Here is a 13,751-nt window from a genome sequence, read left to right as displayed (position 1 = left end):
GCGCCGGCATTGTTTCCGCGATAAAAGGCTGACCAGCCGGCGGCAAGATCGGTTTGCGCCAGGGCGGTAAGAGGGCGACTTAAAAGAAAGAGTAAAAAGAGGAACGTCAATCTCATGTTTAGCTCAAGATCTCGAGGGGTATCACCTCGTCCTTTAGGTGCGAGAACAGGAACATGAATTCAATGAGCGGCGCCGGACGCGGGGATGACGCTGGAATTTCATTGCCTCAAATTCCGTTGAAGCAATTTCGTTCAATCAATCAAATACGTCATTTTTTCGCCGCCGCTACGCTGGATTTCCGTGAGCGTAATGGTTTCGCGGTCTCGCACTTCGGTGCGCGAGTGTTTTTGTATGACGCCGGCTTTGAGTCTCTTCGCTTTGGCGGAGGAGGAAATCAGGTTGACTTTCTTGACGACAAAGCCTTCACGATAGGCAAAATAAAGCTGGCCCTCGCTCACATTGCGGGACCAATAATTCTCCGAGACGTCTTCGTCTTTGATGGTGGTATCATTCGAAGCGTCATAGGTTTTCAAGAACTCGAACTCGCCGCGAAAATCAATGACCGCGCAATCGAACTCGTTAATGCGCTTGAAGTCGCGAAACGTGTAGCGCGCGACGACCGTGGTCGAGGTATCGGGCGGCACGTCAATGTTGAAGCGCTGTTCCCAGGAATAACCCGGGGAAATCGCTTTGGTGGGAAACACCGGCTGGCTCGGCAGGTAACTGCTGGCATAATAGAAGGTTCGCTTGTCGCTCGGATTTTCCACCGAAATAATCTCGCCGTTCGGGCGCATGCGCAATTGATATTCGAAACTGAGTCCGACAGGAGATTTACGCTTTTTGAGCCACGCCAGTTCCGTTGCGCTGAACATGGAATCGCGCACGACGGCAAACGAGATGTTGAGATGGCGAATGGCGTTGGAGTCGATGCGGATAAATTTCATGATCGAGGTTTGCTCCTGCACATGCTGCACCGTGTATTTCAGGCTGTCGCCATAATAATCCTGCCACTCGACCTCGTCAAAAATTTTATAGATGTATTTATCACCCGGCTGCTGTTTGAATTCAAAAAAAATCGGGCTGGAAGAGATGGAGCTTCTATCACAGCCCGATAAAATGAACGCCAACAGCGTGAGCGCGAGACGCCAGAACGGGAACCGGCGTATCATCTCTGATTGCCCTCCAGTGTAACCATCAAGGCGCTTTTCGAAATCGGATCCATCGAGCCGGTGATGCCGCGTGAAATATTGATCAACTCGCGTTGCCGCCGCCACTCGTTTGGCATGTGTTCATCGTCCGAGAGCGGATAGTTCACGGGATGCACTTGAAATTGGCGCACCGGCGGCAACTGGCGTTCGCTCCACACCTCCGGCTGGCGAGATTGGTTGTAGCGCGCCGACACGAATATGCTCACAAAGGCCAGTACAATCAAAGAGGCGGCAACCAGCAAGGGGCGCCAGGGCGATCGCAAGATCCGCGACCACGCCGGCGAGCGGAGCATGGCGGCAGCGGGCATCGGCAAAACGCGCGCTTGCGAACGCGCCCGAATTTTTTCCCAGGTTTGTTCCCAGTATTCCGCCGGCGGTTCCGGCACGGCGCGCAATTGCAGCAACATAGCAGTCGTGCGGTAACTTTCCAGTTCGGCGCGGCATTCGTTACAGGCGCGCAGATGCTGCTCGACCTCCTGCTGCAAGGTCAGGGGCAGTTCGTTATCCAGGGAATCGAGCAAATAATCTTTTACTTCTGTGCAAAGCATTTAATCAGTCTCCATAATTCCAACCATGATCGGCTTCATTCGAATCATCCATCCCATCGTCCGTCACGCTTTCAAATACATATGTAGCCGCTTTCTCAGCTTTTTGCGCGCGTGGTGCAAATTTGTGCGCACCGTCACCAACGAACATCGCAACACGTCGGCAATCATTTTTTTCGACAACCCCTCGACTTCATGCATGATGATGACGGCTTTTTGCTGTTCCGGCAAATCATCGATCGCCGCCGTAATCTCGCCCAACAATTCCTTATTTTCGAGCACTTGATGCGGATTGCGCACCCACTTGGTGGTGGCCAATTCGAACAGCGAAGCCCCCTCTTCGTCGTTTTCCAGCGATTGCCAGCGCGCCCGCGCCCGCATCTTGCGGTGATCCATGCAAAGGTTTACCGTGATCTGATAGACCCACGAGGTAAACGCTTCCGGACTGCGCAGCCGTGTGATGTTCTTGAAGACGCGAATGAAGGTTTCCTGCAACACTTCGTCCGCATCCTGATGATTGCCGAGCATGTGATAGGCCATCGCATACAGATTGCGCGCAAAGCGGCGATACAATTGTTGAAACGCGGCTTCATCTCCCTGTTGGGAGAGAATCACAAGCTCAGTTTCATTGTACTCGTTGCGGCTGGCAGGCGAGCCGGCGACATTCAGTTTGAGAGCGAGATTCGTATTCGTGTTCATGCAGATAAAAAGACGCGATCCCGGGCTTTTTGTTTAAGCGAAATATAAGAAAATATCTTGCGAATGCTAAAACTTTTTTTGGTGGCGTGCAGTCTATTGCCTCGACCGCCAATTTGGGAAACGATCGCTTAAGTATCCGCCTCATGCGGATGCGATCACACTTGAACTTCATCAAAAGCTTTGTTTGAAGGAGAGGCTCATGATCAAACGATTTGTTACAAAAACATTCATCATGGCCGCCGGGGCGTTTATGCTCGTCATTGGTGGTCTGTTGGTCTTCACGTTGCGTGAAAGCCAGGCCAGCGAAAAATCCGGCAAGGGCTGGTTGGGCGTCAGTGTGCAAGAAATGACACCCTCGCTGCGTGAAGCGATGAAAACCGGCAATCAAACCGGCCTGTTGGTGACGAACGTCGTTCCCGACAGCCCGGCCGATGATGCCGGCCTTCGTGAAGAAGATGTCATCATCGAATTCAACGGCAAAAAGGTTGAAAAATCCGAAGACTTGACCAAGTCCGTGCGCCAAACCGAGCCGGACAAGAAAGTCAAGCTCGTTGTCTTGCGCGCAGGCGAACGCAAAGAGTTCGAGGTTGCAATTGGCAAATATCGCAGCCGAAGTTTCACTTCGATGCCGCACCGCAGTTTCAGTTGGGGCGGCGAAGCTCCCAACGTGATGATGTTTTCCAATCGCCCGCGGCTCGGTGTGCAAGTTCATGAATTGGGTAATGATTTAGCGCCGTACTTCAAAGTCGAGCCTAAAAGCGGCGCATTGGTTTTGGAAGTCACCAAAGACAGCCCGGCGGCAAAAGCGGGTTTGAAGGCCGGCGATGTCATCACCAAGGTTGGCGATGAAGTCGTGCGCGACCCCGATGATTTGATCGACGCGCTGCGTGATTTTGAGGAGGGCGACAAAGTCGCTATCACTTACGTGCGGCAGGGTAAAACCGCGACGCTGGAAGCTGAGTTGGAGCAGGCAGAGGCGCAAGGATTTCGCCACTTCACGCCCGAACGCGATCGCCTGCGCTGGCATCGCGGCGGCGAGGGTTGGGATGACGCCGAATTGATGATCCCGCAAGCGCCCGATCGCGCCAAATTAGGACACGCGTACGATCTTCTCAATAAGTCTCTCAAAGAAAAAGTGTTGGTTGGTACAAACACCATCTGAGCGTCAGTCTTGTTGCTGCGATGGTTCACTCCTGACGCGGTCCAAAGTGCCAGAGACATGGAACGTTTCTGGCACTTTTTATTTTACCCTAGCAATTCTCCGCGCAAAACGGTAATCGCCTGCCCGCCGAGCAGAACGCGGTTATGCCGCACGCCCACCTTCATCACACCTCCACGACGGGAAGCCTGATAGGCCAGCATATCCGTTTTTTGCAAGCGTTCGCTCCAAAATGGGCCTAAACAGCAATGCGCCGAGCCGGTGACCGGATCTTCGTCGATGCCCGCCGCGGGCGCGAAGAAACGGGAGATGAAATCGAATTCGCTATTTTGGCTGCGGCTTGTGACAATCACGCCGCGTGCAGGAATACCGGCGAGAAGCCTGCAATCCGGTTTAAGTTGGCGTACCTGCTCTTCATTTTCGAGTTCAATCAAATAATCAAACTTGTTTTTGCCGGCGAACACGGGCTTGGCGCCCAGAGCCTCTGCCAAGCCCGGCGGTGCTGCCGCCGGCGCCGCAGGTGTCGTGGGGAAATCGAGTTGAATCCAATCTTCTTGGCGTTCCGCAGTGAGCAAGCCGCTCAACGTGTGAAACCGCGCTTGTTCATGAGAGGAAATTAAACCGGTTTCCCACAAAACATGCGCACTTGCAAGTGTCGCATGCCCGCACAACGCAACTTCCGTCACCGGTGTGAACCAGCGCAGATTGAACCCGTCTTCCCGGCGCGTGAGAAAAGCCGTTTCCGAGAGATTCATTTCTGCCGCAACTTGCTGCATCCAGCGCTCTTCGCGTGCTGCCGGCAAAATGCAAACCGCCGCGGGATTGCCGCTGAAGGGCTTGCTGGTGAAGGCGTCAACCTGAATGAGAGTGAGTTTCATGAGAGCCGTCCTTGGTTTTGTGACAAAATTTATAAGTAATCAACGCTCAACTTTCAGAATATCATTCTGCGTATGAAAGGTTGAAAGCCTCACATCGAATATTGCCTGTGTTGACGTTACTGCTCTTCCGGTATTCCGCTTGTCCGGCTTTGCGCCAGGTAAAAATCCACTATTCCTCGAAACAGGGCCGGCAAATCACGCTCCAGCAATTCCGGACGGCGGCAAGAGAGCGTTACGCCAACCGCGGTTTTATTCGTGCGCGTGACTTCCGGGACATCGGTGTTGCGGCGAAGAACGGTGCGGGTGTTGGGCCGTTTCGCAAACGCTTGATTGAGCGCGATCGCAATACTCTCGCCCATTTGATTGCCGGGATAAATCGTGGTTTGCACCAGCAACGAATCGGAATTCCATTTGCGATAATCACATTTCAAATACCAACCCTGCGGAATTTGGTTGGCGGCGGCGATGCGCGCCGATACGGGCAAATCAGTGTCGCTGGCTTGGCGCAGCAGGATTGCCTGCGCGCCCGCCCATTTCAGGCTATCGGCCAGATGCGACATCAGCGCAAAATTTGCATCGGCGGCAGTGAGTCCTTCATCAAAACGATCTCCGGTTTCTGCGCCGCCGAAGCTCGCATCTAAAATAATCGTTTGTTCATGCAACAGGCCGTTGAGATTAGCGTGCAGAACGCTGCGCCGAAAAACACTTTGCATCGAATCGATCGTGATCATCTCGGTTGCTGGCGCGTAACCCGCCGCCCTCATTTCAAAACGATGACGCCCGACCGGCGGGCGTGCGATAAAAAATCCGCCAGCGCCATCCGTTTGCGCCCAAACCGAATCATTGAGCGCGAGTTCGGCTCCCGCCACGGCTTTGCCGGTGGAATCGTCCACAGCCATGCCGCTCAACACCCAAAAATCTCCCGGCGGCGTCAACTCAAGTTGCAGGGTGTCGCTGTGACTATCGGCTGAAGCAAAAAGATTGACAGGGCCAGGCTCGGTTCCGGCTTGATAATAGAACGTCGCACGGCCGTTTTGCAATGAATTTGGTTCGGAAATAATTCTTCCTTTATCTGCTTGCACGATTACAGAAGTGCCCTCCCAAACCGGCTCGTTTTCAGCATCGCATAAAGTCAGCGTGATCGGCATGGCCGCAACGCCGTCGGCGGGAAGTTTTGACGCCGGCGTTTCAAATGCAATGAATCGAGTGGGCGCCGCAATAATCAGCGTATCGACGCGCGGCAGATTATGATTCTTGAACAGGTTTTGTAGATCGACTTGCAGCAGATGCTCGCCGTTGCGCAAAGAAGAATCCGGTTGAAACCAGAGGCGCTTTTTCTTCAAATCAATTTGCGCCGGGACGGGTTGGCTGTCAATTTTCAGGCTTGCACTTTGAGCATAAGCCAGCAATTGCCCCACGCCGCGGCCACCGCGTTCGGTAATGCCGTCGAAAAGCTGATAAACGACTTCAGGCTTTTTGTCGCGCGAGATGGCTTTCGGTTGCACAAGCTGCGCGCGCGGAATGCCGCTGGCCGCCCAGCGCGCCAGGCCGAGAAAAATGCCATAAGCTTCGCGGCGATTGTAGCGTAAATTCGTGAGCCGTTTCTCTTCTCGTGGATTTGAAAAGAAAGACGATTCCAGCAAAACTGCGGGCATGCGCGCGGCGCGCAACAAGCCAAAGCCGTCCGGATAAATCATCTTGTCGCTCAACAAGCCCTCGTTGGCAACTTGCGGCAGGCGTAATGCTTCCACCAGCCCAAAATAAATATGCCGACCCAAATCCATGCTTGCCGGCGAATAGTCGGGATAAAGATGATAGTAAACCGACGCATAATTGACTTGCGGATTCTCCGCAGCATTGTGATGCAAAGAGATCATGAAGTCACAACCCCCGCGCTCTGCAATTGTGGCGCGTTCCTGCAACGAAACCAAACGATCGTCGCTGCGCGTCAGCACCACGGTTGCGCCCGCGGCTTCGAGGAATTCTTTGAGCGCAAACGCGACATTGAGATTCATCACCGCCTCTTCCTTGCCGGACGGCCCGCGTTTGTAGCCGGGCAAATGGCTCAAGCCGCCGTGCCCGGGATCGAGCGCGATTTTGAAGGGCGCAAGATGTTGCGCATAGGGCGGAATGGTGTAATGCTCGCGCGGAAGATCGGTCCATTCGCGCAGCACCAGGCGAGGGCTGCCGCAAGACATAATCAAATGAGAGGCGATGAGCGGGAGAAAGAAATACTTTTTAAGCATCTGTGAACCGATCTCTTAACGTGTGGGAAGAACTGCGTGACGTGTCAGGTGCATGGTACAAATTCAAAGAAAGCTTTGTCAAGCAGAAATTCACAGGCAGACAAAATGCCCCGCGAGACGGCGCTTGACTTCAGGCGGAAAAAGTATATATTGACGCTCAGATTTTTGTTTGTGATGGCAGCCGCGTCCCGGCGGTTTGCCGCGCGTTATTCGAATGACACTGAGGAGAAAGGAATGAACCGAGAGATTCACGGTTGGTGGAGTCCCACGTTAAACAAGCACATGGATTTGGCGGTTTATGGGCATTACGGCTTTGCGCTGCTGATGATTCCGACCGCGGCCGCGGATTTTCTGGAATATGAACGGTTTCATCTGATCGATGCCATCGCAGATTTTGTCAATGCCGGCAAAGTCAAAGTTTTTTCCATCAACACAGTGAATAATGAAAGTTGGTTCAATGACAGCATCCCTCCTCACTACAAGGCCCTCCGGCATCAGCAATTCAATGACTACGTGTTCAATGAAGTCATTCCCTTTATTCATAGCCATTGTCATGGCCGCGTGATGACGATTGCCACGGGCGCAAGCGTCGGAGCATTTCATTCCGCCAACTTGCTGTTCAAACGGCCGGATTTGCTCGACGGCATGATCGCGATGAGCGGCATCTATGATTTGAAGTACTACACTCATGGCTATTACGACGACAATTGTTATTTTAACAGCCCGATGGATTATTTGCCCGGTTTGCATGACGATCGTTACTTGTCGTTGCTGCGTGAAAAGCAGCATATCTACATTTTGAGCGGTCAAGGCCCATATGAGGCGCCGGATCGTTCACGCGAACTGGCAAGTTTATTGGCCGCCAAGGGGATTCCGCATTACCTGGACATTTGGGGACACGACATGAGGCACGATTGGCCGACATGGCGACGGATGCTGCCGCATTATCTTGGCACGCGCTTTTAATGCGTGACAAAGCGGCCGCTATGCTGCTTTTTGCATGTGAACATCCGCTTACGTGAGGGCGCAAGGGATTTTTCGCTTGACAATCAGGGCATTTTTTTATATTATTCGCGGCAATTGTAACAATCGTTTAGCAGGCAATTTTATAACGCATCACGAACTGCAACAAGATTTTAGATAACCGAGGTAATTCACTGGTGGCAAACTCTAAGACGGAGGTGTTAGGCTCATGAGAAAATCGCTCAAGTCGTACATGACGAAGGGCATGCTCGTCGCTACACTTTCCTTCTCGCTTGGCATGGTCGCTTGTTCAAAGCATCCCAACGAGAAAGAACTGCTAGCCCTGGAGGAGCAGAAGAAGGCGGCGTTGGCGGCAGAAGAGCTGCTGGCGCAAAAACGTAAAGAGCGTGATGATCTGCAAAGGCAAGTTGAGCAAAAAAAGGCCGAATTGGCGAAAGCTCAGCAAGAAAAGAACACCGTTTCCACCCGTCTGAGCCAGATGCAAAACTGAGCCGGCTCGCATGAAGATCAACCAACAGACTAGGGAAACACGAACGATGCGAATCACACAATCAACCCTGAGGAGGGGAATGATGAAAGCATTCTCAAAGATTTTGTTTATCCTCTCTTTCGGCCTTCTGCTCGCGGCGCTCTCCAGCCCCGCCGTTGCCCAAGAAAAAATGTCGATGGATGAATATCGCCAACAACTAGCGGAATGGCAAAAGAGAGAAGCGGACGCCAAAGCGGCAATTCCGCAAGTCGATGCTGAAATTGCCGCGTTAAAAGCGGAATTGGCAAGCCTCGATCAGCAGATTACGAAAGAATGGGATGATATTTATGCGATGATCGGCACGGACCGCGCCGGCGTCGACGCCTATCGTAATGATCTGAAAAGCCTCGAAGCCGAAGTTGACGGCCTCATGGCCCTCTCGCCGGAAGAGTTGTTCAAGCGCCGCGCCGAGATCGATGCGCTGCAAGCCCGTCTCGACGAGATGAAGAAGAGCAAGATTTCGGTGCTCTCCGAGATGCAAGACAACATCGCGCGTATCGAAGGCAAGCTGACGCAACTGCGCTCACGCATGCCCAAGGCGATTTACAGCGAGTACAATGTCCAGCGCGGCGACTATCTCTGGCGCATTTCCGGCAAGCAGGACATTTACGGCGATCCCTATCAATGGATGAGAATCTACTCCTACAATCGTGATCAGATCAAGGATCCCGATTTGATTTATCCCAATCAAACCTTCAAGATTCAGCGCGAAGTCGGCCCGGATGAATATTTGGTTGCCAAGGGCGACTTTCTCGGCAAAATCGCGAAGGGTTTGGGCGATCCTTCCATGTGGCGCCGGTTGTATGAAGCGAATAAAGACATCATCGGTGACGATGCCAGCAAACTCTACCCCTATACGGTTTTGCGCATTCCCCGATAACTTGCTCATTCCGTTGTGCTAACAAGCAGGTCATGAGTTTTGCGAGCCAAAACTTGTGACCTGCTTTTTCTTTTTCAGGCTCGCGTGGATTTACACAAAGGATTTCGTTTTGGAGCAAAATATTTCCGAACAAAGGATTTCGATTCGCGGCGCGGATCCGCTGTTGTTGCTGGGACAAGGTGACCGCCATCTCAAGGAAATTGCCAGCAACTTCGACGCCCGCATCACCGTGCGCGGCAGTGAAATCATTCTCAAAGGCGAGGAGAAGGAACTTAAGAATATCGAACGCATTTTCACCGAGTTGATTTTGATGCTCAATCGCAACGGCGAGCTGCGCGACGCAGACATTGAAACCGTGGTGCAACTTGTGAAGCGCGGTGAAGCCTCGCAAACACCCGCCCCGCAAGCAGGCAACAACCTGCCGGCCATTGTTTACACCAAGACCGCCGCCATCAAGCCGCGTACCGCCGGGCAGCATGAATTTTATCAAGCCACGCAGAAAAACGACATCGTATTCGTTATCGGGCCTGCCGGCACGGGAAAAACCTACCTGGCCGTTGCAATCGCTGTTGCGCATTTGCGCGATCGCCAAGTCGATCGCATCGTGCTGGCGCGCCCGGCCGTGGAGGCCGGTGAAAGCCTGGGGTTTTTGCCCGGCGATTTGCGTGAAAAAGTCGATCCCTACCTGCGCCCGTTGTATGACGCGTTGAACGATATGATCCCGGCGGAAAAGCTGCGGCGTTATTTGGAAACGGATGTTATTGAAATCGTGCCGCTGGCCTACATGCGCGGCCGCACGCTGCACAATGCCTTTGTCATTCTCGATGAGGCGCAAAACACCACGCCCTCGCAAATGAAAATGTTTTTGACCCGCCTCGGCATCAATTCCAAAGCGATTATCACCGGAGATATTACACAGATCGACTTGCCCAGCTCGACCGAATCCGGCCTGGTGCAAATTCGCGAAATCCTGAACGGCATCGAAGGCATTGCGTTCGTTTATCTGGATGACAAGGACGTGGTGAGGCATAAACTGGTGCGCGACATCATCAAAGCGTATGATCAGTATCAGCGCTGAGCAAGCCGGAGTATATCTTTGAAAAAATCGCCGACCAAACCTTTTCTTCGAATACGCGCCCTTCCCAAAATCAAATGGTCGAGTATTCGGTGGTACAAGCATCGCTGGCAGTTCATCGTCGTGGCGCTGTTCACGATGATCTGCGTCCTGCTCTTTCCGCACGCGTCGTCTTTTCGATTTGCCGATTTGCGTGAAGGCAACATTTATATCGGCGAGCCGATTATTGCACCTTTCACCTTTTCCATCAACAAAACTGCAGAGGAATACGAACAGGACAAGCGGCTGGCGCGCCAAAGCGTTTACCCCATTTTCACGCGCCGCGACAGCGTCGCAGTCGTGCAATATGCCGCGCTGCAAGATTTCCTGACCCAAATCGAAAATCTGCTCGAAGCGCTCGCGCCAGATTCCATCAAAGCCCTCAAATTGCGCCAGGCGTTCGACGAGCGCCAGAACAGCATATCGAACGACGGTATGCGCTTCCTGCTCTCGGGTTTCTCCCTGCGTGCCAACGCCAACGGCAGGCTCAATTTTAAAGAATATCGTCAAGAGCTTGAGCGCATCGTGCGCGATTTGTATTCCATTGGCATCATCAATCTCGAGCGCTCGGCTTTGCCGGAATACGTGCAAAAAATTGCGATTCGCCGCGGCTCGGACGAAGTCATCGAGGAATTGCAGAACCTGCATCATACTGGCGCGGTCAACAATGCCGCGCTGCAAAAGCTGCGCGAAGTCGAATCTTTCAGCGAGTCGGCCATCAATTTGGGATATCAGATAGCCACCTCGTTTCTGCGGCCAAATCTGTTTTTTGATCAGCTTGAAACAGACGCCCGCGTCGCCGAAGCCGTTGCCCGCGTGCCGCTGGCGCGCGGCACAGTGCTCGAAAATGAAAAGATCATCGAGAGCCACGAGAAAATCACCAAAGAACATATTCAAAAGCTGAATTCGCTGTCCGCGGCGCAGGCAGAACGGCAAATGTCCGAGGGAACGTGGCAGCGCGCGTTGCCCACGCTGGGCAAATTTTTAATGACGATTCTTTCATTGAGCATTTTGATCGTTTTTTTGCGCTACTGGCGGATGGCAGTTTATGAGGATATAGCGCGCGTCATTTTAATTGCGTTGATTTTGCTGCTGGTCGTGGTTTTGGCGCATGCCATCAACCGGATGGATGTCTCGGAGTATCTCATTCCCTTTGCCATGGCGCCGATGCTGTTGACGATTTTTTTTGACGGGCGTCTGGCGTTTGTCGGCACCACCTCGCTCGCGATCTTGTTGGGCAGTTTGCGCGGCAACGAATTCACCGCCACCTTTCTGTGCATCATCACCGGCATGGCCAGCATTCTGGCCGTGCGCAAAGTGCGCTCGCGCACCTGGATTTTTAGCGCCATCTTATATCTTGCGGTTGCCTACGTGGCAGCCGCTGCAGCGCTGGCATTTCTGATGCACACCCCCGGCGCGCGCTTTTCCAGCAACATTCTGAACGGCTTGCTCAATGCCACCATTTGCCCCATTCTCACCTACGGCGTGATGATTATTTTTGAATATCTTTTTGACATCACGACGGACGCGACGCTGCTCGAGCTTTCCGATCTCAACCGGCCGTTGCTGCGCGAGCTGGCCGTGCGCGCGCATGGTACATATCATCACAGCATTGTGGTCGGCACGCTTTCGGAAGCTGCCGCAGAAGCCATCGGCGCAAATTCCTTGCTGGCGCGCGTCGGCGCTTATTATCATGACATCGGCAAGCTCGACAAACCGGAATATTTTGTGGAGAATCAAAAAGGCGGCAAAAATCCGCACGACAAGCTCGCCCCCACGATGAGCCGGCTTATCATCATCAATCACGTCAAGCGCGGTATCGAAATCGCCGAGAGCAACGGTTTGCCAAAAGAGTTGCGTGATTTCATTCCGCAACACCACGGCACCAATTTGATTGCCTATTTCTATCGCAAGGCACAAGAAACAAACGACGAAGCCGAGATTCACGAAGTCTCGTTTCGCTATCCCGGGCCGAAACCGCAGACCAAGGAGACGGGCATTGTGATGCTGGCGGACGGCGTGGAAGCGACCACTCGCTCGCTGCGGGATCCCTCCGTCTCCCGCATTCGCAGCATCGTCAGTCAAATCATCGCGCAACGTTTCACCTCGGGCGAGCTGGACGAATGCCCGTTGACATTGCGTGATCTCAATCAAATCAAAGAAAGCTTTGAACGCACACTCACCGGAATTTTCCACGGCCGTTTGCAATACCCAGGCGGGCCGGAAAAAACCGCCGACAGCGAGCGCCATGAAACCTCTGAAAAGCAAACGAGCCGAACAAGCGACAGCAACCCCACGTCCCATGATTCCGACGACGGCGCCGGCTGGCCGTTTGAAACTGAAACTGGTACGCTCCCGGCTCGCGAAAAGCCGCGGCGCTCTTAAAAAGCGGTTGACACGGCTATTGCAGGAGCTGTGGCAGGCGCACCGCGCACCCGCCGCCGAAGTCGAAGTTCATTTTATCGATGAGCCGGCCATGTGCGCGCTACATGAGCAGTTTCTTCAGGACTCCTCTCCCACCGACATCATCACATTTGATTTGGGTATGATGCCCGGGCAGCGGCGGTTGGCCTCGTTATGTATTTGTCCGGCAGTGGCGCAGCGGCATGCCCGGCGATTTAAAACCACATTATCGCGCGAACTTGATCGTTTGATCATTCACGGCGTTTTGCATTTGCTCGGCTATGAAGATCATGAGCCGGCGCTGCGGCGCCGCATGCGCATCCATGAAAATAAAATACTCACTCAACTCGTTCACCGGCCGAAACCAGGCAAGCTTTCAACTTGACAAAGGATTAATTATTTCCTACCATTGGCGGCTTTGAAAATTAAAGTTGTGGCCAGCTTGTATGACTTACCGCGATTTGAATCACCGCTGTGAACGTTGTCCAACCACGATCTCATCCCCTTCAAGCAATTTTTGCTGGAGAGATGCTTGTAACGCCAACGCATGATGGAGTGAAGCATATGAATCAATTGCGACGCGATCCGATTACCGGCGTATGGACGATTGTCATTCAAAACGGAGTGGGGGTGGAAGAGTTGGTGCCGGATACGCCGGCCATTCGCGCGATTCCAGGTGAAACGTGTTCCTATTGTCAAGGGCACGAAAACGAAACCCCCTCGGAAATTTTTGCCGTCCGTCCGCACGGCAGCCGCAACGACGCTAGCTGGCGTGTGCGCGTGGTGCCGGAAAGAATGCCGGTGCTGCAAATTCACGGTGATTTGAACAATCGCGGCCTCGGCATTTACGACATGTATGACGGCATCGGCGCGCACGAAGTCGTCATCGAATCGCCGGAACACAACAAACGCCTGGTGGACTTGGCGGATCACGAGATTGCCGAGGTGTTGAGCACGTATAAAGATCGCATGCAAGATCTCAAGAAGGATGCGCGCTTTCGCTATGTCTTGATTCACAAAAGCCTGCGCACCGGCAATGATCCGCATCTGCATCACGCGCACAGCAACGTGCTGGCCACCCCCATCACTTCCAGTCTGTGAAAAAT

Annotated in this window: 13 protein-coding genes; 8 read left to right on the top strand and 5 right to left on the bottom strand. The window is 53.2% G+C overall.

Translation table 11 applies throughout. The features are described 5' to 3' along the window. Positions 1-251: 251 nt before the first annotated feature. The 3 genes from FBQ85_15705 to FBQ85_15695 form a co-directional block, all read right to left on the bottom strand. Positions 252-1,169: a hypothetical protein gene (locus FBQ85_15705; protein MDL1876594.1), complete on the bottom strand. Its 918-nt coding sequence runs from the start codon at positions 1,167-1,169 to the stop codon at positions 252-254. Next, positions 1,166-1,756, bottom strand: coding sequence for a hypothetical protein (locus FBQ85_15700; GenBank protein MDL1876593.1), 591 nt, complete (start codon positions 1,754-1,756; stop codon positions 1,166-1,168). Before FBQ85_15700 ends, FBQ85_15705 begins: the two co-directional genes overlap by 4 nt. Before the next feature lie 63 nt (positions 1,757-1,819). After that, positions 1,820-2,452: a sigma-70 family RNA polymerase sigma factor gene (locus FBQ85_15695; GenBank protein MDL1876592.1), complete on the bottom strand. Its 633-nt coding sequence runs from the start codon at positions 2,450-2,452 to the stop codon at positions 1,820-1,822. 199 nt (positions 2,453-2,651) lie between these two features. Here FBQ85_15695 and FBQ85_15690 point away from each other — a divergent pair, with 199 nt between their 5' ends. Continuing rightward, a complete protein-coding gene (locus FBQ85_15690) occupies positions 2,652-3,614 on the top strand; it encodes a PDZ domain-containing protein (protein MDL1876591.1) in 963 nt (320 codons plus the stop codon). Between the two features lie 83 nt (positions 3,615-3,697). Here the strand turns inward: FBQ85_15690 and FBQ85_15685 are convergent, their stop codons facing one another. Both FBQ85_15685 and FBQ85_15680 read right to left on the bottom strand, forming a co-directional pair. Further along, positions 3,698-4,489, bottom strand: coding sequence for a PhzF family phenazine biosynthesis protein (locus FBQ85_15685; GenBank protein MDL1876590.1), 792 nt, complete (start codon positions 4,487-4,489; stop codon positions 3,698-3,700). A gap of 116 nt (positions 4,490-4,605) precedes the next feature. Continuing rightward, entirely contained in the window at positions 4,606-6,735 is a 2,130-nt protein-coding gene (locus tag FBQ85_15680; protein ID MDL1876589.1) for a hypothetical protein, read from the bottom strand. A gap of 234 nt (positions 6,736-6,969) precedes the next feature. Between FBQ85_15680 and FBQ85_15675 the strand changes: the two genes are divergently transcribed. The 7 genes from FBQ85_15675 to FBQ85_15645 all read left to right on the top strand — a co-directional run bounded on the left by FBQ85_15675 (position 6,970) and on the right by FBQ85_15645 (position 13,746). Beyond that, the gene (locus FBQ85_15675; protein ID MDL1876588.1) at positions 6,970-7,701 is read left to right on the top strand and encodes an esterase; all 732 of its coding nucleotides are present in this window, start codon (positions 6,970-6,972) and stop codon (positions 7,699-7,701) included. 226 nt (positions 7,702-7,927) lie between these two features. Then, the gene (locus tag FBQ85_15670) at positions 7,928-8,209 is read left to right on the top strand and encodes a hypothetical protein (GenBank protein MDL1876587.1); all 282 of its coding nucleotides are present in this window, start codon (positions 7,928-7,930) and stop codon (positions 8,207-8,209) included. Between the two features lie 82 nt (positions 8,210-8,291). Beyond that, complete coding sequence (locus FBQ85_15665; protein ID MDL1876586.1) at positions 8,292-9,128, top strand: LysM peptidoglycan-binding domain-containing protein; 837 nt, start codon at positions 8,292-8,294, stop codon at positions 9,126-9,128. Positions 9,129-9,249: 121 nt separating this feature from the next. Then, positions 9,250-10,206 carry a PhoH family protein gene (locus tag FBQ85_15660; GenBank protein MDL1876585.1) on the top strand — a complete coding sequence of 319 codons (957 nt, stop codon included), beginning with the start codon at positions 9,250-9,252 and terminating at the stop codon, positions 10,204-10,206. 18 nt (positions 10,207-10,224) lie between these two features. Continuing rightward, positions 10,225-12,627 carry an HDIG domain-containing protein gene (locus FBQ85_15655; protein ID MDL1876584.1) on the top strand — a complete coding sequence of 801 codons (2,403 nt, stop codon included), beginning with the start codon at positions 10,225-10,227 and terminating at the stop codon, positions 12,625-12,627. Next, a complete protein-coding gene (gene ybeY, locus FBQ85_15650) occupies positions 12,491-13,030 on the top strand; it encodes an rRNA maturation RNase YbeY (protein MDL1876583.1) in 540 nt (179 codons plus the stop codon). Before FBQ85_15655 ends, ybeY begins: the two co-directional genes overlap by 137 nt. A gap of 143 nt (positions 13,031-13,173) precedes the next feature. Then, positions 13,174-13,746 carry a hypothetical protein gene (locus tag FBQ85_15645; GenBank protein MDL1876582.1) on the top strand — a complete coding sequence of 191 codons (573 nt, stop codon included), beginning with the start codon at positions 13,174-13,176 and terminating at the stop codon, positions 13,744-13,746. Positions 13,747-13,751: the final 5 nt, after the last annotated feature.

It is taken from the genome of Cytophagia bacterium CHB2 (genome assembly GCA_030263535.1).
GTDB lineage: Bacteria > Zhuqueibacterota > Zhuqueibacteria > Zhuqueibacterales > Zhuqueibacteraceae > Coneutiohabitans.
Note: the sequence above shows the minus strand (reverse complement) of the source record. Positions and strands in the feature narration are given on the sequence as shown.